The organism is Streptomyces sp. NPDC058239 (assembly GCF_042882185.1).
Classification (GTDB): Bacteria; Actinomycetota; Actinomycetes; order Streptomycetales; family Streptomycetaceae; genus Streptomyces.
In genome coordinates, this window is sequence record NZ_JBHVWS010000028.1 from 14,699 (window position 1) to 38,388 (window position 23,690).

The window sequence follows — 23,690 nt, forward strand, 5'->3', positions numbered from 1 at the left end:
CGCAGAACTCGACGTGCCGGAACCGGAGTCGGGCGTCTTGTTTGTCGGTGCTGTGCCGTAAGAAAGAGTGGCACGGCGAGGTCCGCGGAGCGGACGGGAGGAGGTGGCCCGGTGAGCATTCCCGAGCCTTTGGACGACCCCTGGGCCGACACCGGTCCCAGTGACCGTCTGCCCGTTTCCCGCCAGCGCCGCGGCGAAGGCCGGGACCGCGGCGAGCAGCACGAACGCGGCAGGGAGAGCGGCGGATGGGAGGGCGGTTCCCCCGGTTTCGAGCGGGTGCCGCCCCAGGACCTCGATGCCGAGCAGTCGGTCCTCGGCGGCATGCTCCTGTCCAAGGACGCCATCGCCGACGTCGTGGAGATCATCAAGGGGCACGACTTCTACCGCCCCGCCCACGAGACCGTCTACCAGGCGATCCTCGACCTCTATGCCAAGGGGGAACCGGCCGACCCGATCACGGTGGCGGCCGAACTGGTCAAGCGCGGCGAGATCACCAAGGTGGGCGGAGCTCCGTATCTGCACACCCTTGTCCAGTCCGTGCCGACCGCGGCCAATGCCTCGTACTACGCGGAGATCGTCCACGAACGGGCGGTCCTCAGGCGGCTCGTCGAAGCCGGGACGAAGATCACGCAGATGGGATACGCGGCCGACGGCGATGTCGACGACATCGTGAACTCCGCGCAGGCCGAGATCTACGCCGTCACCGAGCAGCGCACCAGCGAGGACTACCTGCCCCTCGGCGACATCATGGAAGGCGCTCTCGACGAGATCGAGGCGATCGGTTCGCGCAGCGGTGAGATGACCGGGGTGCCGACCGGCTTCACCGACCTCGACGCCCTGACGAACGGCCTGCACCCGGGCCAGATGGTCGTCATCGCGGCCCGCCCGGCCATGGGTAAGTCCACTCTGGCGCTGGATTTCGCACGAGCCTGTTCGATCAAGAGCAATCTGCCCAGCGTGATCTTCTCCCTCGAAATGGGGCGCAACGAGATCGCGATGCGACTGCTCTCGGCCGAGGCGCGAGTCGCGCTGCACCACATGCGTTCCGGCACCATGACCGACGAGGACTGGACGCGGCTGGCTCGCCGGATGCCGGATGTCTCGGCCGCCCCCCTCTATATCGACGACTCCCCGAACCTCTCCATGATGGAGATCCGGGCGAAGTGCCGTCGGCTCAAGCAGCGCAACGATCTCAAGCTCGTGGTCATCGACTATCTGCAGCTGATGCAGTCCGGCGGCTCGAAGCGTGCAGAGAGCCGCCAGCAGGAGGTTTCGGACATGTCCCGAAACCTCAAGCTGCTCGCGAAGGAGCTGCAGCTCCCGGTCATTGCGCTCTCCCAGCTGAACCGTGGTCCCGAACAGCGCACTGACAAGAAGCCGATGGTCTCCGACCTGCGTGAATCCGGATCCATCGAGCAGGACGCCGACATGGTGATCCTGCTGCACCGCGAGGATGCGTACGAGAAGGAGTCTCCCCGCGCCGGCGAGGCCGACCTGATCGTCGCCAAGCACCGTAACGGCCCGACGGCGACGATCACCGTGGCCTTCCAGGGCCACTACTCGCGCTTCGTGGACATGGCACAGACCTGAGCAGGCGGTGTAATCGCGCGGATGAAAGTACGAGGTCTGGAGCGAGCCTCCGGCCGTGGAACTGGAGAACATCCGGTTCCTGGCGGGTTATCGCAGAGACTGGTTGTTCAGCGCCGAGGCTCTGGATGAGTGCCGGGACGCGGATCTCGACGGGCTTCTTCTGGGGCAGGCCGCGTGGTGTCTGCCGAATGACCCGGACACCGTTCGACGGAGGGTTGCCGACTTCCGCCGACACGGGGAAGCCGGCCTCGTCCAGCGGCAAGTGCCGAGGCGCGGCCCGTCGGCAGGGCCGATGGCCGATGGGTGGAGACCGTGCTGGAGGTCGTGATCGCGCTGGCTGGACGACCGGTTTCCTGGTCGTATTCGGTTACCTTCAGCCAGGTTGGAAGAATGCGAGCATTTTCTGGGCGGCGTCCGGCGACGTCAGCAATTCCTGCATGTCCGCGGACATCCGGGCGGCAGCGCTGGTGCGTTCGAACATCTCGCGTTCGTATTCTTTGACGGCGGCGGGAAAGTCGTCCGGGTGCGCGGCCAGCGCGAGACCGAGCAGGGCGCCGTCGAGCAGCGCCATGTTGGCGCCCTCTCCCACCGGCGGCATCAGGTGCGCGGCATCGCCGAGCAGCGTGACGCCTGGCGTCGACGGCCAGGTCAGGCCGACCGGGAGAGTGCTGATCGACCGCGGCACGACCGTGTCGTCGCAGGCCGCGATCAGCGCGGTGAACCGTGAGTCCCAGCCGGGGAGCAGGTCGATCAGCCGCGCCCGGGCGGCGGCCGGGTCGTCGAACGGGATCCCGCTGGTAGCGAACCAGTCCTCGGCGGTGTTGTAGAAGCTGAGGCCGATGCGAACGCGGCCGTCGCCGTTGCGCTGCGCCGCCAGGGACAGTCCGTTGCCGAGCACCCAGTAGTTGCCGCGCCCGACCATCGCCGCGAGGTCGGGGTGCGTGCGGTCGATGTCGGGAATGCCGACCTCGACGATGTTCTGGCCGATATGCGCCGGGCGAGCGTCGGTGAGCAGCGTGCGGACCCCGGAGTGCGCGCCGTCCGCGCCGACCAGCAGGTCATACGTCGCAACGCTGCCGTCGGCGAAGTGCAGCAGGCCGTTGTCGGCGGATTTGAACGCGTGCCCCCAGCGCACCACGTCTTCGGGGAGGGAATCCAGCAGCAGGTTGCGCAGATCGGCGCGGTCGACCTCGGGTCGCTCAAGCGGGGCGTCGTCGGGCGTGTCCTCCTGGAGCAGGAGGGTGCCATCCGGCTCGAGAAGACGCATGTCCTGGCCTTCACCACGGGCAATCGCGTGGAACTGGTCGATCAGACCGGCCTCGCGCAGCGCCCGCTGGCCGGAGTGGATGTCGAGCATGCCGCCCTGACCGCGCGCACCGCGTGACGATTCACGTTCATACACGACGGCGTCGATGCCGTTCACGTGCAGCACCCGGGCAAGGGCCAAGCCGCCCAAGCCGGCTCCGACAATGGCGATGGTCATGGTTGCCTCCTTGATACGCCGTACTGGTCGATACACTGTATCGCCCGATGCGGTGTATTGTTAGCGGCATGTTGGTGTGGGAGAGGCCGGAGCCATCGAATCGGCCTGTGCCGGCCCCGTTGAGCCGGGAACGGATCGTGCGAGCGGCGATCCAGCTGGCCGACGCGGACGGCCTGGATGCGGTGTCGCTGCGCAAGGTCGCCACCGCGCTGGACGTCCGTCCGATGCGGCTGTACGGCTACATCGCCAGCAAGGAGGAGTTGCTCGACCTGATGGTCGACGCCGCCCACGCCGAGATCCGGCCGGTCGGAGACGGCTGGCGGGAGGTGCTCCGGTCTCTTGCCGAAGCCACTCGGCACGCCGCTCATGAGCACGAATGGCTCGCCGATCTACTGGGTGGCCGACCCCAACTCGGGCCGCACGCGCTGGCCAGTGGGGAGACCGTGGTGGCCGCACTGGGCGACGTCGACGTGGACGCCATCATGCCGGTGGTCGCCGCAGTCAACGCGTACGTGATCGGCGCGGTGCGTCGGGAGATCGCCGAGCGGCGTGCCGAGCGGGCCACCGGGATGGACGAGAAGCGTTGGCAGGCCTCACTCGGGCCCTATCTGGAGCGAACCTTCGCCACTGGCCGATTCCCCGCGCTGGCCACGGTGGTGCGCGATGCCGCCCACCTGGACGCCGACCACACCTTCCGGATCGGCCTCGACTTCCTGCTCGACGGCATCGAAGCCCGCGTCTCAAGGTGACGCGCGGCCGAAGGACCGGACCGGTCATGGCGCCAGGTCGGCGCTGATGCGTTGAGATGACGCAACCTCACCAAAGCGTGTGGAAATTGATGAAGTGCCATGGAATTGAGACTCAAGCCGCATTACATCCCGTGAGACAACCCGGGGATCCGCTGGTCGGCTGAGATCAACATGGCACGCGATTTGAGACCCTGCAGGCGGTTTGTAGGTTCTCAGGCTCCGTGTCATTTTCTCCGCTGTCGTGTCATGACGATGGCAGTCCTGACGCTCTGGCTCACTCCGTTACGGGCAGACACTCGGCGAGCAGGTCGACGACGTCGCGCCAGGCTCGCTGCGCGTGCTGCGGGTGGTAGCCGACGCCGGGGAGCACGGTCTGGTCGACCGGCGGGTGGTGGAAGGCGTGCGGGGCTCCGCCGTAGACCACGAGGCGCCAGTCGACGCCCGCGGCCTGCATCTCGGCGGCGAAGGCGTCCCGTTGCTCAGCGGGCATGATCGGGTCCTCCGATCCGACCCCGGCCCACACGGGGCAACGGATGCGCGCCGCCTCGCCCGGTCGGCCCGTGGTCAGTGCGTTGACCGTCCCGATCGCCCGCAGGTTGACGCCGTCACGCCCGAGTTCCAGCACGATTGCGCCCCCGGTGCCGTAGCCGACGGCGGCGATCCGGTCGGGGTCGGTCCGCGGTTCGGCACGCAGCACATCGAGTGCCGCATGGCCGATATCCCGCATCCGGTCGGGGTCGGCGAGCAGCGGGGTCACGCGCGCCAGCATCTTCTCTGGGTCGGTGAACCAGCGCCCGCCGTGGAGGTCGAAGGCCAGCGCAACGTACCCCAGTTCGGCGAGGGCGTCGGCCCGGCGGCGCTGGAAGTCGTTCAGGCCCGGCCCCTCGGGCCCGATCAGGACTGCGGCCCGGCGGTCGACACCGGCGGGGAGCGCGAGGTGCCCGATCATCGTCAGGCCGTCGGCCGGGTATTCGACCGTGCGCGTTGTGACCGTCGTCATGAGAACTGGACTGTAGTGATTGTCGAGCCCGGTCGGGCCGGTCTTCACCGTCGGCAGAACAGCGCAGGTGTGGGCCCGTGGGTGGGCACTGTGGAAGGCTCTGGTTCTGGCGGAGTACATCGACACCGTTGCGAACCGGGCCGCTGGCCATCACGTCGTCAACGAGGGAGTCCCGTTCGCCCGTAGTAGTGCTGATCCCGGTCTCGATCCATGCAGCGGTGTCCTCCGCCGTGATCGTGGAGACGTCTCAGCTGGTCGAGACCGGGCGCTCCGTTCCCCGTTCTTGCTGCTTGGGGTGGGGTGTGCCGTGTGTACTCGGCGATGTCTCGATGGGCCTTCGCCACGTGGACGGGCAGATCGACGAGGACCAGCCCTGGCCGGCCTCCGGCGTTGACGTCGTCGAGCCTTCGGCGCCGTGGCGTACGTTCCGCCGGCGGCACGGCCAGAAGCACGACTCGGGCACGTACTGGTCCTCCACGATGCGTGGCCATGTTGTCCACGAGTCGCGGCTTGAGTTGATGCGCCTGCTCAACCCCTCTACGCCGACTTCGCCCCGGACGTGACTGCGGTCTTCGCTCAGCCGTTCCTCCTCTCCACCACGGTGGACGAGCGACTGCGGCGCCATGTCCCGGACTTCCTCGTTCTTCGGGAGAAGGACGTCCCGCTGGTTGTCGACGTCAAGCCGCAGCACCTGCTCACGCGGCCGAAGGTGTCCTTCGCGCTCGGCTGGGCCCGCGAGCACCAGACGTCGTCGACGACGTAGCGCTCGCGGCGGGGGCGTTGCATTCCCGGCGGACGAGGCCCTGGCTCTCAAGGAACGCGATCTTTGGAGACGGGCGCCGGGCTGACCTGGAGGTGCTGGACGAGTTCGGACGCGGTGAGGCTGCCCGCGTCGGTGGTGCAGAGGCCGGCCGGCACCCGGGACATCATCTTGTGCGGGCCTGATTTGCATGAGGACGGTGGTGAACGTCTCCTCGTGCTCGCGCACGGCCTCGGCGTCGCGTCCGGGGGCCGCAGGCCCCCGGGGCGTGGTCTGCCTGCGGCGGTGGGCGAGGTGTTCGGTGGGGTGATCGTCGAGGTCGGACGGTCGAGGCGTCTGGCGATCTCGGCGTGGGCGAGGCCGTCGGCCAGTCCCAGCGCGAACTGCTGGCGTTCGTGCTGGGGTGAGTCTGCCTCCCGGCATCACGGTCTCCTCTCTGGCCCTTGGTGTCTCCAGTTATAGCGTTCACCCTCAATCTATTGCAACGATCGCGATGGCTTTCGTTGCATTAGACTCAAAATCATTGCAATGATTTCCCGGCTTTCACCTGCAGGAATGGCGATAACTCGCAACGATTCCATTGCCAGATTGTTGAACGCAACGTAGCTTTTCCATCACCAGAAACGGCGGGCCGAAGGGGCGCGCGGTGCAGAAGAAGGAGAGCACGATGCAGAAGTTCGACACCCCCACCTCGGTCTCCGCCGTTCTCGACATCCCCGCGGGACGCATCCGGTTCATCGCCGCCGACCGGGCCGACACCGTGGTCGAGGTCCTGCCCGCGGACGCCTCCAAGAGCCGCGACGTGAAGGCGGCGGAGCAGATCACGGTCGAATACGGCGACGGCGTCCTGCGGATCGAGACCTCACCGGCGAAGAACCGGATCCTCGGTGCTTCCGGATCCGTCGAGGTGACCATCCAACTTCCCGCCGGTTCCCGCATCGAGGCGAAGGCGGCCAGCGCCGAGTTCCGGGGCGTCGGACGGTTCGGCGACGTCGCCTTCGAGGGCGCGCAGGCCACGGTCAAGCTCGACGAGGCCGAAAGCGTCCGCCTCACCCTCCTCGCCGGCGACATCTCGGTCGGCCGCCTGGGCGGCCCCGCGGAGATCAGCACCCAAAAGGGCGACATCCACATCGCCGAGGCCGTGCGCGGCATGGTCGAACTGCGCACCGAGCACGGCGAGATCTCGATCGGCGCCGCCCGCGGGGTCTCCGCCTCCCTCGATGCCGGCACCGCCTACGGCCGGATCCACAACGCGCTCAAGAACACCGACGGCGCCGCCGACCTGCACATCCACGCGACCACCGCCCACGGCGACATCACCGCCCGCAGCCTCTGAAGGAGCACCTCATGACCAACCTGGCCATCGCGGCGAACGGGCTGCGCAAGTCGTACGGTGACAAGGTCGTGCTGGACGGCGTCGACCTGGCCGTCCCCGAAGGAACGGTCTTCGCGCTGCTCGGTCCGAACGGCGCGGGCAAGACCACCGCCGTGAAGATCCTGTCCACGCTCATCGCCGCCGACGGCGGGCAGGCCCAGGTCGCGGGCCACGACGTCGCCACGTCATCGGACGGAGTGCGTGCCGTGATCGGCGTCACCGGGCAGTTCTCCGCCGTCGACGGCCTGATCACCGGCGAGGAGAACATGCTCCTCATGGCGGACCTGCACCACCTCTCCCGCAGCGAGGGACGCCGGGTCACCGCCGAACTGCTGGAGCGCTTCGACCTGGTGGAGGCCGCGAAGAAGCCCGCCTCCACCTACTCCGGCGGCATGAAGCGCCGCCTGGACATCGCCATGACCCTGGTCGGCAACCCCCGGATCATCTTCCTCGACGAGCCGACCACCGGCCTCGACCCCCGCTCCCGCCACAACATGTGGCAGATCATCCGCGAGCTGGTCGCCGGCGGCGTCACCGTCTTTCTCACCACCCAGTACCTGGACGAGGCCGACGAACTCGCCGACCGGATCGCGGTACTGAGCGACGGGAAGATCGCCGCCCAGGGCACCGCCGACGAGCTCAAGCGGCTCGTCCCCGGCGGACACATCCGGCTCCGCTTCACCGACCCGGCCACGTACCAGTCCGCCGCGTCTGCCCTGCGCGAGGCCACCCGGGACGACGAGGCACTGTCCCTGCAGATCCCCAGCGACGGCAGCCAGCGCGAACTGCGCTCCATCCTCGACTGGCTGGACTCGGCCGGTATCGAGGCCGACGAGCTGACCGTGCACACCCCCGACCTCGACGACGTGTTCTTCGCCCTCACCACCAACGTCCCCAACCAGCCCAAGGAGACCGTCCGATGAGCGCCCTCTCCCTCGCCATGCGCGACTCGAACACGATGCTGCGCCGCAACCTCCTGCACGCGCGGCGCTACCCGTCCCTCACCCTGAACCTGCTGCTCACCCCGATCATGCTGCTGCTGCTCTTCGTCTACATCTTCGGCGACACCATGAGCGCGGGCATCGGAGGCGGCGGTCCGGACCGCTCCGCATACATCGCCTATATCGTCCCGGGCCTCCTGCTGATGACCATCGGCAGCACCGTGGTCGGCACCGCGGTCTCCGTCTCCAACGACATGAACGAGGGCATCATCGCCCGCTTCCGCACCATGGCCATCCACCGCCCTTCGGTGCTCGTCGGGCACGTCGTCGGCAGCGTGCTGCAGTGCATCGCCAGCGTGGTCCTCGTGGGCGCCGTCGCCGTGGCCATCGGCTTCCGGTCCACGGACGCAAGCGTCCTGGAGTGGCTGGCGGCGTTCGGGCTGCTCGTGCTCTTCGCCCTGGCGTTCACCTGGATCGCGGTCGGCATGGGCCTGATCAGCCCGAACGCCGAGGCCGCCAGCAACAACGCGATGCCGATGATCCTCCTGCCGCTCCTCTCCAGCGCCTTCGTGCCCATCGACTCCATGCCCGGCTGGTTCCAGCCGATCGCCGAGTACCAACCGTTCACGCCCGCCATCGAAACCCTGCGTGGCCTGCTGCTCGGCAGCGAGATCGGCCACAGCGGGTGGCTCGCCGTCGCCTGGTGCCTGGGCCTCACCGCGCTCGGCTACTTCTGGTCGGCCTCGAAGTTCAACAGCGACCCGAAGTAACTGCCATGACAGCGCGGGTCATCTCCCGCAACCCGTCCCGCCCCAGGGCGGCGTGCTCCGACACCGCGTCGGCGTACGCCGCCCCCTCGGCGTCCCCGGCCGGCCGGGGATCCCCGGGCCCCTGGGGGCGTTTCCGCAGGTCGGCGTCCGGCAGCCGTGGCGTCATGTCCGACTCGCCCTGACTACTGGCCGGCCAGTAGTCCCGTGGTATCCGAGCTGGGAATCCGGGGCCAAATCGGCAGCCCACCATGGCATCACGTGAGACAGGCTGAGGAACCGCAGGTCAGCCGTACTGCGGAGTCTCCCGGTCTCGGGCGACCGGTACGGGACGGGTTCAGGACGGCGGAATGACGCGCGTGACCACCGTCTCCACCAGCCGGTTCAAGGTGGCTTCGGCCCGGAGATCGCTCTCGGGGCCGATGAGAACGTCGGGCAGCGTGAAGTGCTCCAGCAGCAGTCCCGTCATGGCCAGGTAGAGCACCAGGAAGGCGTCCGCGTCGCCCGGCAGGCCCGCCTCCTGGTGGAACCGGGCGCTCTCGTCGAAGTTGGCACGGACGGGCCGCGTCAGCCGGTTGCGGAGCGCCGGTCGGCGAGTGGCCTCCAGGCGGAGTTCCAGCATGGCGAGGTAGCCGGTGCGGTCGTCCTCCATGCGCTGCACCAGCCATCGCATCAGGTCGGCGACCAGCTCACGCGAGGGCGTCGGGCGCATGGCCTCCTCGACCTTGGCCGGGTCCGGTGTCATCCGGACGGTGATACGGGCGGCCGCCTGCATGAACAGGTCGTCACGGTTGGCGAAATAGTTGGATGACGTGCCCACCGGGACGCCGGCGCGTGCATCGACCGCGCGGAACGTGAGCCCTCGCGCGCCCTCGTCCGCCAGTACTTCGATGGCGGCATCGACGAGCGCTGTTCTGCGCTCGGGGTTCCTGACCATGCGCATGCCTTCCTTGATCTTCTTCTTCGGCTCTTTCGCGGAAAGGGATTGCGTAACCACTACACATGAAGCACTCTAGTTGAAGTTGTTGTGGCTCGGATACGCCGCAACGGAACGGGGATCCTGTGCGCAAGCTGACCTACTTCATCGCCTGCTCCATCGACGGTTTCATCGGAGACCCGAGCGGTGACGCGTCGTCCATGTACCAGTTCGTGAACGAGGAGTTCCTTGAGTTTCTGAAAACGCAGTACCCGGAGACGATTTCGACCGAGGGCCGCAAGCTGCTCGGCTTTCGCAGCATCGAGAACCAGCAGTTCGACACCGTGATCCAGGGGCGGGTCAGCTATCAACTGGCGCTGGACATCAACATCACCAGCCCGTACGCCCAGCTGCGCGAGATCGTTGCTTCGCGGACCCTCAAGGAGTCACCCGACCCGAATGTCGAGCTCGTCTCCGACGACGTGGTGGCAAGGGTCCGGGAACTCAAGGCGGAGAACAGTGAGCTCGGGATCTGGCTCTGCGGTGGCTCCCAGCTTGCCGGAGAGCTGATCGACGAGATCGACGAGCTGGTGATCAAGACGTATCCGCTGGTCTACGGATCGGGCATGCCGATGTTCGGATCGGATTTCGCACCCACCGAGTTCGCGCTGGACTCGGTTCGTGTCTTCGACAACGGCGCCCTGGTCAGGACCTACAGCCGTACGCGCTGACCGGGTGTCCGGGGGCGATGGCGGTGCGTGGTCCAGGTGCTGCGAAATGGGTTCGCCACGGCTTGGGGTCTGCGGGTAGTTGTTGAGAATGACCTCCCCATCTGAACAGTTGCTCCCCGGTACGCAGCGCGCTCTGCTGCACCGCATCGCCACCGCACAGTCGGAAGGCCGGGCGCCCTCGCTCGTTGCCGCAGTACAGAGACAGGGACAGATCGTCTGGAGCGGCTCCCGCAGCTGCGTGGACGGCCATGCCCCCGACGCAGACACCCAGTTCAGGATCGGCTCAATCACCAAAACCTTCACGGCAGTGCTGGTTCTGCGGCTGCGCGACGAAGGACTTCTGGATCTGGACGACCCGCTGGAGAAGCATCTGCCCGGTACGGGCGTCGGTGGAGTCACTGTCCATCAACTCCTGGGCCACAGTGCGGGACTGGGGGCCGAGTCACCTGCGCCCTGGTGGGAGAGGACTCCGGGCACACTGAGGCCCGAGCTTGCCGATGTGCTCGGCGAGCAGACACGGATGCATGCTCCGGGCCGCCGACACCACTACTCGAACCCTGGCTACACACTGCTGGGCGCGCTGGTCGAGAAGGTGCGCGGGGCGAGCTGGGCCGATGTGCTTCGACGCGAGATTCTGGAACCGCTGGGCATGCACCGCACGAGCCCCCAGCCGCAGGCGCCGCACGCAGGCGGCTGGGCCGTGCATCCATGGGCGGATGTCATGCTGCCCGAGCCGACCGAGGATCTCGGACTGATGGCCCCGGCCGGCCAGCTCTGGTCCACCTCCGGCGACCTCCTCCGCTTCGCGGCCTTTCTCGCCGGAGGGGACGACCGGGTGCTCTGTGCCGCCTCCGTGGAGCAGATGCGCGAACCGTCCGCGCCGACCGAGTCCGGTGACTGGGAGTCCAATTACGGTCTGGGGCTTCAGCTCGGGCGGAGGAGCGGCCGCACGCTCTTCGGGCACACAGGTTCGCTGCCCGGCTTCCTGGCCGCCCTATGGGTCGGCGTCGAGGACGATGTGGCGGCCGTCGTTCTCACCAACACCACGTCGGGGCTGATTGTCGGCAGTGTTGCCGCCGACCTCGTAAAGATCGTCGCCGAGGCCGAGCCCCGCATTCCGGAGCCCTGGCGTCCGCTGCCCGAGGCGGACGCGGAGCTGCTCGCTCTGACCGGTCCCTGGTACTGGGGCACAAACACGAACATCCTGCGACTGACGTCGGACGGTGGGCTGGACCTTGAACCCCTGCGTGGCAATGGCCGCGGCGCCCGATTCACCGCACAGCCAGACGGCACCTGGGTCGGTCTCAACGGCTATTACGCGGGGGAGACGCTGCGTATCGTCCGGAACGACGACGGCAGCGTGAACCATCTCGACCTGGGTTCGTTCGTCTTCACACGGGAGCCGTACGACGCCACAGCGGCCGTTCCCGGCGGTGTGGACGAGGACGGGTGGCGGGGCCTCGGGGCCTGAGCACCACGTTTCACGTGAAACAGGCGGGGGTGGCCGATTCGGGCCGTCAACTCCCGTTCCAGTGGGTACGAAAGCGCGGAGTGATCCGTGCTTGGCCCACCCATGGCGACAGTCGGGATGCTTCCACCTCGACCACGGTGGTGGCATCCCGGCCGATGTCGGACAGCAGCCGCCAGACCGGCTCACCATCGGCTCGCTGCGCCGCGGACATCCGGGCGCACGCGGAAAAGAAGATGGCGGCGGCGGACGGGGTCAGGAGATGGTGCCGCCCGAGCCTGATCCTGCGCTGTTCGTCACTGATGCGGTGCACAGACGACCCTTCGGACTCCGGACTGCGTCAGAGCGCGAGCTTGAAGCCCACGTGGCTGGCGGTGAATCCCAGCCGCTCGTAGAAACGATGAGCATCGGTCCGGGTCGCATCGGACGTCAATTGGACCAACTGGCAGCCCTGGCGCCGGGATTCGTCCACGGCCCATTCGATCAGCTGGGTGCCGAGGCCGCTGCCGCGCTCGGCGGCGTGGATGCGGACGCCTTCGATGACCGAGCGGGTCGAGCCGCGCCGGGAAAGTCCAGGGATCACCGTCAGCTGCAGGGTTCCGACGACGCGGCCCTCGCGCACGGCGACGACCACATGCTGGTTCGGGTCGTCGGCCAGCCGCCGGAATGCGGCGCGGTAAGGGGCGAGGTCGTCCGGCGACTCACGTTCTGCACCCAGCGGATCGTCGGCGAGCATGGCCACGATCGCGGGGATGTCGGCGAGGGCCGCGGGACGTATTTCCAGATCGCTCATGATCGGCAGAGTACGCAGATCATGTGGACGGTGCGGGGAATCACCCGGCCTGCTCGGGGGACTCTCAGCGGCTGCGCGGCGACTCACGCGACCTGTGCGGGGGCCTTCAGCTCTTCGACCGCCCTGACGAGTGGGGCCAGCTCGGGATTCTTGGCGGCTTCGTCGAGCGCGGCGCGCAGCGCGGTGTCATTGGTCGGCCGGGCTTCGGCGAGCAGGGTGAGGCCGGCCTCGGTGACATCGGTGTAGATGCCGCGGCGATCGGTGTCGCAGAGATACCGGGTCAGTAGTCCGCGGTCCTCGAGGCGGGTGACCAGGCGGGTGGTGGCGCTCTGGCTGAGCACGACGGCGTCCGCGACCTGCTTCATCTGGAGATGGCCGCCGGGGCCGTTGTGCTGCCTGCTCAGGACGTCGAGCAGGGAGTACTCCCGCACGCTGAGACCATGCCCGGCCTGCAGCGCCCGCTCGATACGGGCCTCGATCTTCCCGTGAAGCAAGGAGAGGGCGCACCAGCCCTGGGAGAGGGCGGTCAGTGCGGGGTCTGTAGCTGTCATGGGTCTCTCCTCCGTCTCGGAGCTGCTTGCGTCCAGGATAGGCGACGTCCGCAATAGCCCGCGCTTGCAATTAATCGGCGTCTGCAATTATTGTGGACGCTCGTAAGGCGCAGATGCAATCTTCAGGGAAGGTGAAACCCATGCCGCTCGCGCTCCTCGCCCTCGCTATTGGGGCTTTCGGTATCGGAACCACCGAGTTCGTGATCATGGGGTTGCTCCCCGAGGTTGCTGCGGACTTCCAGGTCTCGATCCCGACCGCAGGGTTCCTCGTCACGGGATACGCCCTCGGTGTCGTCCTCGGCGCACCGCTGATGACTGTCCTCGGCACCCGCATCACCCGTAAGCGCATGCTCATGCTGCTGATGGGGCTGTTCGTCGTGGGCAACGTGGTCTCCGCCATCGCCCCGGTCTTCGGCGTGATGGTCGCCGGCCGCGTGATCGCCTCGCTCGCCCACGGTGCCTTCTTCGGCATCGGATCGGTCGTGGCGGCCGATCTGGTCGCCCCGCAGAAGAAGGCCGGCGCGATCGCCATGATGTTCACGGGCCTCACCGTCGCCAATGTCGTCGGCGTACCGCTGGGCACCTACATCGGACAGAGCGTCGGCTGGCGGACCACATTCTTCGTTGTCGCCGCGCTCGGTGTCATCGGCCTTCTCGGTGTGGCCAGGCTCGTCCCCGAACAGCCCCGCCCCGAGGGCGTACGGCTCCGCCACGAGCTGGCAGCATTCCGCAATGTGCAGGTCCTGCTCGCCATGGCGATGACCGTGCTCGGTTTCGGCGGAGTCTTCGCCGCGATCACCTACATCACCCCGATGATGACCGAGATCGCCGGATACTCCGCGTCCTCCGTCACCTGGCTCCTGGTCCTCTTCGGTCTGGGCATGGTGGGCGGCAATCTGCTCGGCGGCAAGTTCGCCGACCGCCATCTGATGCCGATGCTGTACGTGTCGCTCGGTGCCCTCGCCGTGGTTCTGGCCCTGTTCACCCTGACCGCCCACAACAAGATCGCAGCGGCCGTCACCATCGTGCTGATCGGGGGCCTGGGCTTCGCCACAGTGCCGCCGCTGCAGAAGCGGGTGCTCGACCAGGCAGCCGGTGCTCCGACCCTCGCCTCCGCCGTCAACATCGGTGCCTTCAACCTCGGCAACGCGCTGTCGGCATGGCTCGGTGGCCTCGTCATCGCAGCCGGCCTCGGCTACACCGCGCCCAACTGGGTCGGCGCCGCTCTGGCCGCCTCCGCCCTGGTCCTCGCGGTCGTCTCCAGCGTTCTGGAACGCCGCAGCACGGCCTCCCGGGGCCGACTCGTCGCCCAGCACAGTCCTGAACCGCTCGCTACCCCCGCGCCCCAGCGCTGACCCCCTCACACCACCCCCTCACACACAGCACCACATCACACCAAGGAGACATCCCCATGAGCACCACCACTGCCGCTGTCGCCCCGCTGACCACCCCGGACGCCGAAGCGCTCATCGAAGCGGCCCGCGACGCCGCCGAAGCCGCCGGTGTCGCCGTTGCTGTCACGATCCTCGATGCGGGCGGTCATCTGCTGGCCTTCCGGCGGGACGACCGGGCCGTTCTCATCGCGGGTGAGACCAGCACCCGCAAGGCATACACGGCCCTTCAGCTCAACGCCCCCACCGCCGACCTCGTCGACGCGGTCCAGCCGGGCGGGCTCTTCCACACCCTGCCGACCGCCCTCGACCGGCCGCTGCTCTTCATCGCCGGTGGTGTCCCGGTCCACCGTGACGGCCGGCTCATCGGCGCCATCGGCGTCGGCGGAGGTGCTCCCGACCAGGACCACGGCTTCGCGACGGCTGCGGTGAAGGCTCTCGCCTGACGCTCGCACCGCCCACGCTCGGTGTCAGTTCAAAGCCGCGTGAGTCAGCCCGTCGCTACGGTCAGCGGAGCGTAGCGACGGGTCCAGTCGCCCGGCAGGTCCGAGGTTCCGTAAGTCATCACCGTGGTTCTGGAGTCTCTTTGCAGACCGCACTCCTCGAACCAGTCGAGCAGCTCCGCATGGCGCGCGTCGATGTCCGCGCGCAACGGTAGATCCGTCGCCTCTGCGAGCGATGCGACGAGTGCCTGAGCGGTGTCGGTGTCGGGAGCGATGAGCGGGCCGACCACATGCGTATGAGCGCTCGGCCAGGTCGCTGCGTAACCGACGAGTTGGCCGTCGTCCTCCGCGACCCGGATGTGGTCGGCATACGCGGGCAGCCGGGCGAGGACATGTGTCCGGTCGGAGCCGAAGACGTCCGTGTCCAGCCGGACCATGGCTTGCAGGTCCTCCGCCGTGGCCGGGCGGACGGTCACAGTGGACGCCCTGTCGCCGGTCGGCCGGAAGTACCCGGTGACCCGCTCGACGCGGCCCACGACCGCGAAGCCGAGCTGTTCGTAGAGCGGTTGTCCCGCGGATGTCGCGTACAGGCTGAGCGGAGTGCCTGCGGCCTCGTCGATCACATGGCGCATCAGGTGGCGGGCGACTCCCTGTCGCGCATATCGCTCGGCTACGAGCAGCATTCCGATGGCAGCCAGTCGTGGGCCGTAGGAGGTCACCACACAAGCGGCCATCAGGCCTTTGCCACCGGGACCGTCCAAGCCATAGCCGGTTCCTGCGGCGAGGAGCAGACCCCATCTGTGCTCATCGCGTGGCCATCCGCGGTCCTCGCAGAGATCGGCGCAGGCGACCAGGTCACCCAGGGTGAGACGCCGGACAGGGAATTCGGCGAGCGGACGGGGCGGCGGGGTGAGCATGAAGGTCAGGCTGTCCGATGCGGTGATCGCTCGTCCACTCCTTTACCGGCTCCGGCCAGGATGCGCAGCCGTCGGCCGCGCCGGGTCAATCCCCAGGGCTTCAGCACTGATACCGCGGTGATGAAAAGATACGTTGCCGTCGCCACCGACGGAGCGATCACCAGGTCGATATCGACAGAGCCACGCGTCGCCGCCTCGTTGATGCCGGGGCGCAACGAGAAGATCGACAGTGCCGCAGTGATCAGGGTGAGCCAGAACTTTGTCCAGACCCACCGGTGCCTGGCCAGTCCCCAAGGCGTACCGAGAGCCAGGACGAGGCCGCTGAGCAGGGAGAGCAGGGCGACCGGGACGACCAGCCAGTCTCCGAAAATCTTCATGGCGCGGGTGGCGGCCTGTGCGTTGGCGGGGTCACCGGTGAGGAAGGCCGTGATTCCGAGCGTCAGCAGTCCGACGGTCAGTCCCAGCCAGCTCACGGATACCGCGACATGCGCGACGAGAAGGCTGCGGCGAGCGGTACGTTTGAGTGGTTTCACGTGAAACACAGTGCCGGGAATGGGGTAATCGGGCGTCCGACAGCGGGAGTAACCTCGCGTACTCGCCCCGGCGTACAGTGCCCACCCTTCTGCGGCCTTGCCGGTGAGGTGAGTTGGTGCGCACTCCTCTGTGGCCCTCTCGGCTGGGGCGGTTGGTGCAAACTCCCGCGCTGATACGGATGCGAGCGACTGTTGTGGGTTCACGGCTCGGCCATGAGGCAAAGGAGCGTAACGGGAAAACCGGTTCGGATACCCGGACTTCCCGCTATTTGTCCGGTCTGCGTTCGTGGCAAGGCATGCTGGGGTGAGAGACCGCGGGCAGGAAGCGGCCAGCGACCGCAAGCAGGACCCGACTACGCCCGCAGACAAGGGCCGCGGGCCGTGTATGGGTGCATAAGGCGGCCAGAAGACCTTCGAGGCGAGGCAGAGTATGGATGCTCCGGCCACCGGGTGGACCGAAGACGGAACGGACAGATCTCCCGACGCGACCCTGATCCACCGCACCCTGACCGAGATCTCGCCCGTCGCGGATCAGGCAACCTCGTACTTCTACGCGCTGCTCTTCATCCGGCACCCCGATCTGCGTACCCTTTTTCCGGTCGCGATGGATGTTCAGCGTGATCGTCTTCTCCGCGCGATCCTCACCGCGGCGGACCGGCTGGACGACCCCGATGCGCTGGCCGAGTATCTCGGCGAACTGGGCCGGGGGCACCGCAAGTACGGCACACTGCCTGCGCACTATCCCGCTGTGGGTGAGGCGCTCCTCGGCGCGCTGAGCCGCTATGCGACCACTACCTGGGACGCTGAGACCGAAGCGGCGTGGGTCCGTGCCTACACCGCGATATCGCAGATCATGATCGATGCGGCCGCCGAGGACGAGCAGCGGGCTCCCGCCCGGTGGCATGCCGAGGTCGTCTCCCATGACCTCAGGACCCGCGACATAGCGATCCTCACGGTCCGTCCCGACCATGCCTACCCCTTTCTCGCAGGCCAGTACGCGGCGATGGAGACCCCGTGGTGGCCCCGGAACTGGCGGCACTATTCCTTCGCCTCGGCGCCCCGCCCGGACGGTCTGCTCACCTTCCACATCAAGGCGGTACCGGCCGGCTGGGTCTCCAACGCCCTGGTGCACCGGGCCCGGCCCGGCGACATCCTGCGCCTCGGCCCACCCACGGGGTCGATGACGGTCGACCACTCCACCCACACCGGTCTGCTCTGCCTGGGCGGCGGCACGGGTATCGGGCCCATCAAGGCGCTCGTCGAGGACGTTGCGGAGCATGGCGACCGGCGTCCCGTGGAGGTCTTCTACGGGGCACGCAGCGGTCACGATCTGTACGACATCGACACGATGATGCGGCTCCAGAAGACCTATCCCTGGCTCGAGGTGCGGCCGGTGGTCTCCACCGGCCCGGGAACGGAGGGGGGTCTGAAGGGGCTGTTGCCCGAGGCCGTGCGCCAGTGCGGCCCGTGGCACGAGTACGACGCCTATCTCTCGGGCCCGCCCGGCATGATCCGCAGCAGCGTGGATGTGCTCAGGGGGATCGGTATGCCGGCCGAGCGCATCCGGCACGACTCAGTCGAGGAGCTGGCGACCACCGGCCCCGACTGAACCCGGGACCGGCAGCCGTCAGCCCCGAACCAGGGACCGGCAGCGGTCAGCGCTGTCCCGGGAAGAGGTGGCTGTCAGCCCTGATCCGGAAGCGGCGGCCGGTCAGCCCAGGTCGGGAGCGTGCATCGCCCGTACGCCCTCGATATTGCCGTCCAGGTAGTGCCGCAGCGACAGCGGTACGAGATGAACGGCAGCGATTCCCATCCGGCTGAACGGCACCCGTACGACGTCGTACTCCCCGCAAGGATCCTCGATCTCGGGGCCGTGGCGCCGGGACAGGTCCATCGAATCCAGCCGACAGACGAAGAAGTGCTGCACTTTGACGCCCTTCACTCCGCCGCCCTCGATGTGCTCCACGGTGTCGACGAAGCAGGGGACCACATCGGTGATCTTGGCGCCGAGCTCCTCGTCCACCTCACGGTGCAGGGCGTCGACGACGGTTGCGTCCTCGGGTTCGACCCCGCCACCCGGCGTGAGCCAGTACGGATCCACCCCGGGCTTGGTGCGCTTGATGAGGATGAGGTCGTTGCCGTCGAGCAGGATGGCACGTGCGGTGCGCTTGACCACAGGACGTTCGGTCATGGCAAGAGAGTGGCCCACGGAACCGGTTCTGAAACACCTGACCCGCGCCGGACCGCCCTGCGCTCACCAGTCGGCGGCAGCGCGCAGCAGCCACTCGTGCGCCCGCGCGATGTGCGGCAGCGCGAGTGTGCCGGTCCGCACGGCCACGAAATACGTGCGCAGCGGAGGCACGGGAGGGTCGAGGAGCGCCACCACCTCGCCCCGTTCCAGCGCCCCCTCGCACAGATAGCGCGGCAGTACGGTGAGCCCGGCGCCCGCTGCCGTGCACTCCAGGACCGCCCGGAGATCCGGCACGATGACGGCTCCCGCAGCGGCGGGCCGGCTGTCGAAGACGGCGGCCCAGTAGCGGGAGACGAGCGGCAGGCTCTCGTGCACCTCCACGATCGGCAGCTGGTCCAGCACCACAGGCCCCTTGTGCCGCAAGGTCCCGGGCCCCAGGCGCCCGGCCCAGCGCGGCGCGGCGATCAGCACATGTTCTTCGTCGCAGAGCGGAGTCGCGGTGAGCAGCCCGCCGCGCGGACGGTCCGTCGCAATGGCCAGATCATGATGTCCGGCGGCCAGTCCCTCCAGCGTCTCCTCGGCGCTGGTGAAGAACGAACTGCGCAGAGCCAGGCCCTGGGCGATGAGAGGGGTGAGTGCCGGCAGGGCACGCATCGACGTGAACTCGGGTGGCCCTGCCAGATGCAGTGTCCGTACGCCCGACTCCTCGTCGAGCTCGGTCTCGGCGATCTCGACCAGCGCGTCCAGATGGGGCGCCGCCCGGTGAGCGAGTTCGTCGCCGATGGTCGTCGGGGTCACGCCGCGGGCCCTGCGCAGAAAGAGCGGGCGGCCCAGCTGCCGCTCCAGGATGCGGATCTGCGAGGTGACCGCGGGCTGGGAGAGGCCGAGCAGGGCAGCAGCCCTGGTGAAGGAACCGGCCCGGTGCACCGTGACGAATGTGCGCAGCAGGGCCAGGTCCATGTCCTGCCCCCTCCCACCCTCGCGCCGCTTCGGACCCGTACAACTATAAATATGTCGATAGGTCGCTGTCGCTACCGTGATTGGACACTGACGGAGAGTCAATTAGCCTTGTTCAAGCGGTTCTTCACGTCCGGAACCGGGACGGTCCGAGCCACGAGGGGGGAGGCTCGGACCGTCCGTACCACCGGTTGGATCAGTTCTCGCCCAGCGCCGCGTCCAGTGCCCGCTCCACGTCGGCCACCAGGTCGTCCGAGCTCTCGGCGCCGACCGAGAAACGGATAAAACCCTCTGGTACGGCGTCACCGCCCCAGCGTGCCCGCCGCTCGGCGGTGGAGCGCACGCCGCCGAAACTCGTCGCGTCGTCGACCAGCCGCAGCTCGGTCAGGAAGCGCTCGGCCCGCTCGCGGTCGGGCAGTACGAACGAAACCACGGAGCCGAAGCGCCTCATCTGACGCACGGCGTTCGGATACGAAGGGTCGGTGGGCAGGCCGGGGTACCGCAGCCCGGTCACCTCCCGGCGCTTGCCCAGGGCCTCGGCCAGCGTCAGGGCGGTGGCGCACTGCCGGTCGATCCGCAGCTCCAACGTGGCCAGCGAACGGTGCGCGAGCCAGGCCTCCATCGGTCCCGGAATCGCGCCGACGACCTTGCGCCAGCGCCGTACACCCGCTGCCAGCTCGGGATCGCGGCAGGTCACATGGCCGAGCAGGATGTCTCCGTGCCCGGTCATGCCCTTGGTGTCACTGGCCACAGAGAAGTCGGCCCCCAGTTCCAGCGGGCGCTGGCCGAGCGGTGTGGCGAGGGTGTTGTCGACAGCCACCAGAGTGCCGGCCGCGTGTGCGGCCTCGACGAGCCGGCGTACGTCGCAGACATCGAGCCCAGGATTGGACGGGGTTTCGATCCACAGCAGCTTGGCGCCTTCGAGGACCGTCAGCTGGGCATCGCCGCCGGTCGGCGCGGTCCGGACCTCGACGCCGTACGCCTCCAGCTGTTCACGCACCAGCGGCAGCGCCTGATATCCGTCGTCGGGCAGCACGACCACATCGCCGGTGCGCGCCTGGGACAGCAGCACGGCCGAGATCGCCGCCATCCCGGAGGCGAAGACCGTGGTCTCGACCGGCTCCCCCGGCGCCTCCAGCTCGCCGATGGCGCGCTCCAGATGCGTCCAGGTCGGATTGGTGTCCCGGCCGTAGGTGTATGGACCGGTCGGTTCACCGGAGAGATGGAAGTGCGCGGCGAAGACCGGTCCGGGCAGGGTGGGCTCGAACTGCTCCGGTTCGGGCAGACCGGCCCGTACCGCCCGGGTTCCGTCACCCATGGTGCTCATACCGCTTCCTCACTTCTCTCCCCGGTGTGCCACCGGTCCGACCTGCACTGTTTCAGTAGATGTCGACTCAGTCCTCGTCGGGCAGGACTACGTTCAGCGCCCACGACACGATCGAGATGATCAGACCGCCGAGCACGGCGGTCCAGAAGCCGTCGACATGGAAGCTCAGATTGAACTGACCGGCCAGCCAGGAGGTCAGCATCAGCATGAGCGCGTTGACGACCAGGGTGATGAGCCCCAGCGTGAGGATGAAGAGCGGCAGGGTGAGCAGCTTCACGATCGGCTTGACCACAAAGTTCACCAGGCCGAAGAGCAGGGCGACCACGATCAGCGTGAGCGCCTTGCGTCCGGTGCTGCCGCCGTTCAGCGTGATGTCCTGGAGCAGCCAGATGGCCACGGCCAGCGCACCTGCGTTGGCGATCGTCTTGACTACGAAATTCTTCATGTGTCTGATCGTGGCAGACATGATCGGTGGCGGACACCGGCAGGACAGAGGCAAGGGGCGGACGGGCCATGAAGGCATTCAGACTGGACGAACTGGAAGCGGAACGGGCTGCCAACGACGGTGCGTATCTGCAGTTCGTGAAGGAACGGAACATGTCCGTCGGCCTGTACGCACTGGATGCCGGTGAACTCGACCCGCAGCAGCCGCACAAGGAGGACGAGGTCTACTTCATCGTCAGCGGCCGCGCCTCGATCACGGTCGGCATGGAAACCACGCAGGTGGGCAGAGGAAGCGTGGTGTACGTACCCGCCGGTGTTGCCCACAAGTTCCACCACATCACCGAGGACCTGCGGGTCATGGTGGTCTTCTCCCCGCCGGAAAGCTGAGCAGCTCCTACGGAGGACAGGGCTCCGGTCTCAGGGATCCCTAAGGGGTCGATCAGGGGACTTCAAGGGCTGTGGACCCCCCGCCGGCTCCCTTTGCGCCTCTAGCATCGAGGTATCGAAACAGGAACTCACAGAGACGAGGCAAGGACGATGGCCGTGCGGGAGATATTCGCGGAGATGCCATGGTGGGTGAAGTGGATCGCGGTGCCGGTCATCGCGATCGTCGTGTTCGGCGGTCTGATCGCCAGCGTGGTCGGGTTCGTGATCGGTCTGCTCTTCAAGGTTCTGGTCTTCGTGATCCTGGTCGGCGGACTCGTCTTCGTCGTACGCAAGTTCATGTCGTCCTCTTCGTCACGTAGCGACTGGTAGGACGATCGGAAGCCGGCCGGGGGATTAGCCCAGCTGAGCTAAGTGCAAGACGAAACGACACCCCTTGCGGATGCGGCCGATATGGTGGCAGTCCGCTGCCACCACCTGGGAATTTACTGTCCGTTACCACCCTGACCAGTGGTTTGTACGGCGTTCGGCCTCCGGACCCCAGTCATGCGGCGGTCTGTGGGGGCGGCCCCCACAGGCGGGCTGACCGCCCGTCACCATGCCTGGGGGTGACCGTTGACCACGGCATCGAGCACTGCTGTCCCGACGCTGATCGGTTCGGTCCAGCGAGCGCTGAGGCTGCTGGAAGCTGTGGGCGCCCATCGAGACGGAGCGCCCGCGAAACAGTTGGCCAGGGAAGCGGGCCTTCCCCTTCCCACTGCCTACCATCTGCTGCGCACCCTGACCCATGAGGGCTATCTGCGCCGGGAGAACGGCGTGTTCCTCTTCGGGACCGCCGCTGAGCGGCTGGTCGACGAGGGTTCGCTGCAGAATCGTCGCAGCAGAATGACCGAGTTGCTGAGCCGCTGGCGTGACACCATCGGCGCACCGGTGTACTGCGCCGTCTACCGCGAGGGTGAGATCGAACTCATCGCGGTCGCCGACAACCCCGCCACACCCGCGGTGGACGAGTGGGCATCTTTCCGGGAGACCGGGCATGCCCATGCGATCGGCCAGTGTCTGCTGAGCCAGCTCGACGAGAAGGCCCGCGAGGACCATCTGGACCGTCACCCTGTGCGGCCGCTGACCCGCTACTCGGTAAGGGATCGCCCGGCGTTTCTTGAACGATTGCGGTCGTTGGAACGAGTGGAACCTGTCATCGAACGACAGGAGTACGCCTTGGGGACGGTCTGCGCAGCCATCCCGATCACAGCCGGATTCACTGCCGCAGCGATGGCGATTTCGGTACCTCTGGAGCGGGAAGATCGGTTGCTCCCCGCAGTCGAACAACTACGTGGCGAAGTGGCCAGCCTCTTGCGCTCGTTCGTGTTCTCTATCAGTATCTGAAAAATCACTCCTTGTGATCTGCTATCGCGTGCACCACGATGGCGTCAATAGGGCCATGGGGGATCATTCCTGGCCAGATTCATCTACTGCGGGGTTGGACGATGCGCGAGTCGGTTCAAGCTGAGGTCATGATGAGCTTCCTCGTCTCCGAGGAGCTCTCTTTCCGGATCCCGGTGGAGCTCCGGTACGAAGTGTGCGATCCGTATGCGATCCGGATGACCTTCCATCTGCCCGGCGACGCCCCCGTCACCTGGGCATTCGGCCGTGAGCTGCTGCTCGACGGCCTCAACAGCCCCAGTGGCGACGGTGATGTGCATATCGGGCCCACGGAGCCCGAGGGGCTGTCCGACGTACATATCCGACTTCAGGTGGGCGCGGATCGCGCCCTCTTCAGGGCCGGTACGGCACCGCTTGTGGCCTTTCTCGACCGGACGGACAAACTCGTGCCGCTCGGGCAGGAGTGCACGCTGGGTGACTTCGAGGGCAACCTGGAAGAGGCCCTGGGCCGGATCCTCGCCGAGGAACAGAACGCCGGCTGAGGAGCGCGGCGCCGCCGACCGGCCCCCCGGTCGAACACAACACCTGCTGAATGG

At 67.5% G+C, this 23,690-nt stretch carries 27 protein-coding genes and 2 pseudogenes; 16 read left to right on the top strand and 13 right to left on the bottom strand.

All coding sequences use genetic code 11. From position 1 onward, the window contains the following. Positions 1-111 precede the first annotated feature (111 nt). Positions 112-1,590, top strand: coding sequence for a replicative DNA helicase (dnaB, locus tag ACFVYE_RS26755; protein WP_114245536.1), 1,479 nt, complete (start codon positions 112-114; stop codon positions 1,588-1,590). Between the two features lie 373 nt (positions 1,591-1,963). On the opposite strand, the gene ACFVYE_RS26760 is transcribed toward dnaB, so the two are convergent. Next, a complete protein-coding gene (locus ACFVYE_RS26760; RefSeq protein WP_383975480.1) occupies positions 1,964-3,073 on the bottom strand; it encodes an FAD-dependent oxidoreductase in 1,110 nt (369 codons plus the stop codon). 68 nt (positions 3,074-3,141) lie between these two features. On the opposite strand from ACFVYE_RS26760, the gene ACFVYE_RS26765 reads away from it, so the two are divergent. After that, entirely contained in the window at positions 3,142-3,822 is a 681-nt protein-coding gene (locus ACFVYE_RS26765) for a TetR/AcrR family transcriptional regulator (protein WP_383975483.1), read from the top strand. A 274-nt stretch (positions 3,823-4,096) separates the two neighbouring features. Here the strand turns inward: ACFVYE_RS26765 and ACFVYE_RS26770 are convergent, their stop codons facing one another. Beyond that, positions 4,097-4,822, bottom strand: a complete 726-nt coding sequence (locus ACFVYE_RS26770; protein ID WP_383975486.1) for a dienelactone hydrolase family protein — start codon at positions 4,820-4,822, stop codon at positions 4,097-4,099. A gap of 329 nt (positions 4,823-5,151) precedes the next feature. Here ACFVYE_RS26770 and ACFVYE_RS26775 point away from each other — a divergent pair, with 329 nt between their 5' ends. Together ACFVYE_RS26775 and ACFVYE_RS26780 are read left to right on the top strand one after the other, a co-directional pair. After that, positions 5,152-5,385, top strand: a complete 234-nt coding sequence (locus ACFVYE_RS26775) for a hypothetical protein (RefSeq protein ID WP_383975489.1) — start codon at positions 5,152-5,154, stop codon at positions 5,383-5,385. Next, positions 5,382-5,585, top strand: coding sequence for a hypothetical protein (locus ACFVYE_RS26780; protein WP_383975498.1), 204 nt, complete (start codon positions 5,382-5,384; stop codon positions 5,583-5,585). Before ACFVYE_RS26775 ends, ACFVYE_RS26780 begins: the two co-directional genes overlap by 4 nt. Here ACFVYE_RS26780 and ACFVYE_RS26785 read toward each other — a convergent pair. After that, positions 5,531-6,005: pseudogene (locus ACFVYE_RS26785) on the bottom strand (helix-turn-helix domain-containing protein); the annotation flags it as partial. The gene ACFVYE_RS26780 and the pseudogene ACFVYE_RS26785 sit on opposite strands and share 55 nt — an antisense overlap. A 244-nt stretch (positions 6,006-6,249) precedes the next feature. On the opposite strand from ACFVYE_RS26785, the gene ACFVYE_RS26790 reads away from it, so the two are divergent. From ACFVYE_RS26790 to ACFVYE_RS26800, 3 genes are read left to right on the top strand one after another with little or no spacing between them, the layout of a single operon-like run. Beyond that, entirely contained in the window at positions 6,250-6,918 is a 669-nt protein-coding gene (locus tag ACFVYE_RS26790; protein ID WP_389607515.1) for a DUF4097 family beta strand repeat-containing protein, read from the top strand. Positions 6,919-6,929: 11 nt separating this feature from the next. Then, on the top strand, positions 6,930-7,880 hold the full coding sequence (locus ACFVYE_RS26795; protein WP_389607516.1) for an ATP-binding cassette domain-containing protein: 951 nt from the start codon (positions 6,930-6,932) through the stop codon (positions 7,878-7,880). Beyond that, positions 7,877-8,668: an ABC transporter permease gene (locus tag ACFVYE_RS26800; RefSeq protein ID WP_389607517.1), complete on the top strand. Its 792-nt coding sequence runs from the start codon at positions 7,877-7,879 to the stop codon at positions 8,666-8,668. The genes ACFVYE_RS26795 and ACFVYE_RS26800 overlap by 4 nt, the downstream gene beginning before the upstream one ends. A 334-nt stretch (positions 8,669-9,002) precedes the next feature. On the opposite strand, the gene ACFVYE_RS26805 is transcribed toward ACFVYE_RS26800, so the two are convergent. Continuing rightward, positions 9,003-9,602: a TetR/AcrR family transcriptional regulator gene (locus tag ACFVYE_RS26805; protein ID WP_383974207.1), complete on the bottom strand. Its 600-nt coding sequence runs from the start codon at positions 9,600-9,602 to the stop codon at positions 9,003-9,005. A 125-nt stretch (positions 9,603-9,727) separates the two neighbouring features. Here ACFVYE_RS26805 and ACFVYE_RS26810 point away from each other — a divergent pair, with 125 nt between their 5' ends. Then, positions 9,728-10,312 carry a dihydrofolate reductase family protein gene (locus ACFVYE_RS26810; RefSeq protein WP_383974163.1) on the top strand — a complete coding sequence of 195 codons (585 nt, stop codon included), beginning with the start codon at positions 9,728-9,730 and terminating at the stop codon, positions 10,310-10,312. 88 nt (positions 10,313-10,400) lie between these two features. Further along, the gene (locus tag ACFVYE_RS26815; RefSeq protein ID WP_383974166.1) at positions 10,401-11,783 is read left to right on the top strand and encodes a serine hydrolase domain-containing protein; all 1,383 of its coding nucleotides are present in this window, start codon (positions 10,401-10,403) and stop codon (positions 11,781-11,783) included. A gap of 41 nt (positions 11,784-11,824) precedes the next feature. On the opposite strand, the pseudogene ACFVYE_RS26820 reads toward ACFVYE_RS26815, so the two are convergent. From ACFVYE_RS26820 to ACFVYE_RS26830, 3 genes and pseudogenes are all read right to left on the bottom strand, one after another. Further along, positions 11,825-11,985: pseudogene (locus ACFVYE_RS26820) on the bottom strand (winged helix DNA-binding domain-containing protein); the annotation flags it as partial. A 135-nt stretch (positions 11,986-12,120) separates the two neighbouring features. Next, positions 12,121-12,573 carry a GNAT family N-acetyltransferase gene (locus ACFVYE_RS26825; protein ID WP_383974169.1) on the bottom strand — a complete coding sequence of 151 codons (453 nt, stop codon included), beginning with the start codon at positions 12,571-12,573 and terminating at the stop codon, positions 12,121-12,123. An 83-nt stretch (positions 12,574-12,656) separates the two neighbouring features. Further along, positions 12,657-13,124, bottom strand: a complete 468-nt coding sequence (locus tag ACFVYE_RS26830) for a MarR family winged helix-turn-helix transcriptional regulator (protein ID WP_383974171.1) — start codon at positions 13,122-13,124, stop codon at positions 12,657-12,659. 140 nt (positions 13,125-13,264) lie between these two features. Between ACFVYE_RS26830 and ACFVYE_RS26835 the strand changes: the two genes are divergently transcribed. Both ACFVYE_RS26835 and ACFVYE_RS26840 read left to right on the top strand, forming a co-directional pair. Continuing rightward, the gene (locus ACFVYE_RS26835) at positions 13,265-14,479 is read left to right on the top strand and encodes an MFS transporter (RefSeq protein ID WP_389607518.1); all 1,215 of its coding nucleotides are present in this window, start codon (positions 13,265-13,267) and stop codon (positions 14,477-14,479) included. 56 nt (positions 14,480-14,535) lie between these two features. Further along, positions 14,536-14,961 (top strand): heme-binding protein, encoded by a 426-nt coding sequence (locus tag ACFVYE_RS26840; protein WP_383974176.1) that lies wholly within the window; start codon positions 14,536-14,538, stop codon positions 14,959-14,961. 44 nt (positions 14,962-15,005) lie between these two features. Here ACFVYE_RS26840 and ACFVYE_RS26845 read toward each other — a convergent pair whose 3' ends face one another. Both ACFVYE_RS26845 and ACFVYE_RS26850 read right to left on the bottom strand, forming a co-directional pair. Next, on the bottom strand, positions 15,006-15,875 hold the full coding sequence (locus tag ACFVYE_RS26845; protein ID WP_389607519.1) for a GNAT family N-acetyltransferase: 870 nt from the start codon (positions 15,873-15,875) through the stop codon (positions 15,006-15,008). A gap of 5 nt (positions 15,876-15,880) precedes the next feature. Next, positions 15,881-16,408 (bottom strand): DUF2269 domain-containing protein, encoded by a 528-nt coding sequence (locus tag ACFVYE_RS26850; RefSeq protein WP_383974182.1) that lies wholly within the window; start codon positions 16,406-16,408, stop codon positions 15,881-15,883. 430 nt (positions 16,409-16,838) lie between these two features. Here ACFVYE_RS26850 and ACFVYE_RS26855 point away from each other — a divergent pair, with 430 nt between their 5' ends. Further along, positions 16,839-18,017: a globin domain-containing protein gene (locus tag ACFVYE_RS26855; protein WP_389607520.1), complete on the top strand. Its 1,179-nt coding sequence runs from the start codon at positions 16,839-16,841 to the stop codon at positions 18,015-18,017. Positions 18,018-18,119: 102 nt separating this feature from the next. On the opposite strand, the gene ACFVYE_RS26860 is transcribed toward ACFVYE_RS26855, so the two are convergent. The 4 genes from ACFVYE_RS26860 to ACFVYE_RS26875 form a co-directional block, all read right to left on the bottom strand. Continuing rightward, positions 18,120-18,599, bottom strand: coding sequence for an NUDIX domain-containing protein (locus ACFVYE_RS26860; RefSeq protein ID WP_383974188.1), 480 nt, complete (start codon positions 18,597-18,599; stop codon positions 18,120-18,122). A 63-nt stretch (positions 18,600-18,662) separates the two neighbouring features. Then, positions 18,663-19,559 (bottom strand): LysR family transcriptional regulator, encoded by an 897-nt coding sequence (locus ACFVYE_RS26865; protein ID WP_389607521.1) that lies wholly within the window; start codon positions 19,557-19,559, stop codon positions 18,663-18,665. A 193-nt stretch (positions 19,560-19,752) separates the two neighbouring features. Further along, entirely contained in the window at positions 19,753-20,883 is a 1,131-nt protein-coding gene (locus ACFVYE_RS26870) for a cystathionine gamma-lyase (RefSeq protein ID WP_389607522.1), read from the bottom strand. A 67-nt stretch (positions 20,884-20,950) separates the two neighbouring features. Continuing rightward, on the bottom strand, positions 20,951-21,328 hold the full coding sequence (locus ACFVYE_RS26875) for a phage holin family protein (RefSeq protein ID WP_114245559.1): 378 nt from the start codon (positions 21,326-21,328) through the stop codon (positions 20,951-20,953). 68 nt (positions 21,329-21,396) lie between these two features. Between ACFVYE_RS26875 and ACFVYE_RS26880 the strand changes: the two genes are divergently transcribed. The 4 genes from ACFVYE_RS26880 to ACFVYE_RS26895 all read left to right on the top strand — a co-directional run bounded on the left by ACFVYE_RS26880 (position 21,397) and on the right by ACFVYE_RS26895 (position 23,636). Further along, positions 21,397-21,714: a cupin domain-containing protein gene (locus ACFVYE_RS26880; protein ID WP_114245560.1), complete on the top strand. Its 318-nt coding sequence runs from the start codon at positions 21,397-21,399 to the stop codon at positions 21,712-21,714. A gap of 156 nt (positions 21,715-21,870) precedes the next feature. Then, positions 21,871-22,083 carry a DUF5326 family protein gene (locus ACFVYE_RS26885; protein ID WP_383974197.1) on the top strand — a complete coding sequence of 71 codons (213 nt, stop codon included), beginning with the start codon at positions 21,871-21,873 and terminating at the stop codon, positions 22,081-22,083. A gap of 243 nt (positions 22,084-22,326) precedes the next feature. Continuing rightward, positions 22,327-23,097 carry an IclR family transcriptional regulator gene (locus ACFVYE_RS26890; protein ID WP_383974200.1) on the top strand — a complete coding sequence of 257 codons (771 nt, stop codon included), beginning with the start codon at positions 22,327-22,329 and terminating at the stop codon, positions 23,095-23,097. Positions 23,098-23,198: 101 nt separating this feature from the next. Then, on the top strand, positions 23,199-23,636 hold the full coding sequence (locus ACFVYE_RS26895; RefSeq protein ID WP_114245561.1) for an SsgA family sporulation/cell division regulator: 438 nt from the start codon (positions 23,199-23,201) through the stop codon (positions 23,634-23,636). Positions 23,637-23,690: the final 54 nt, after the last annotated feature.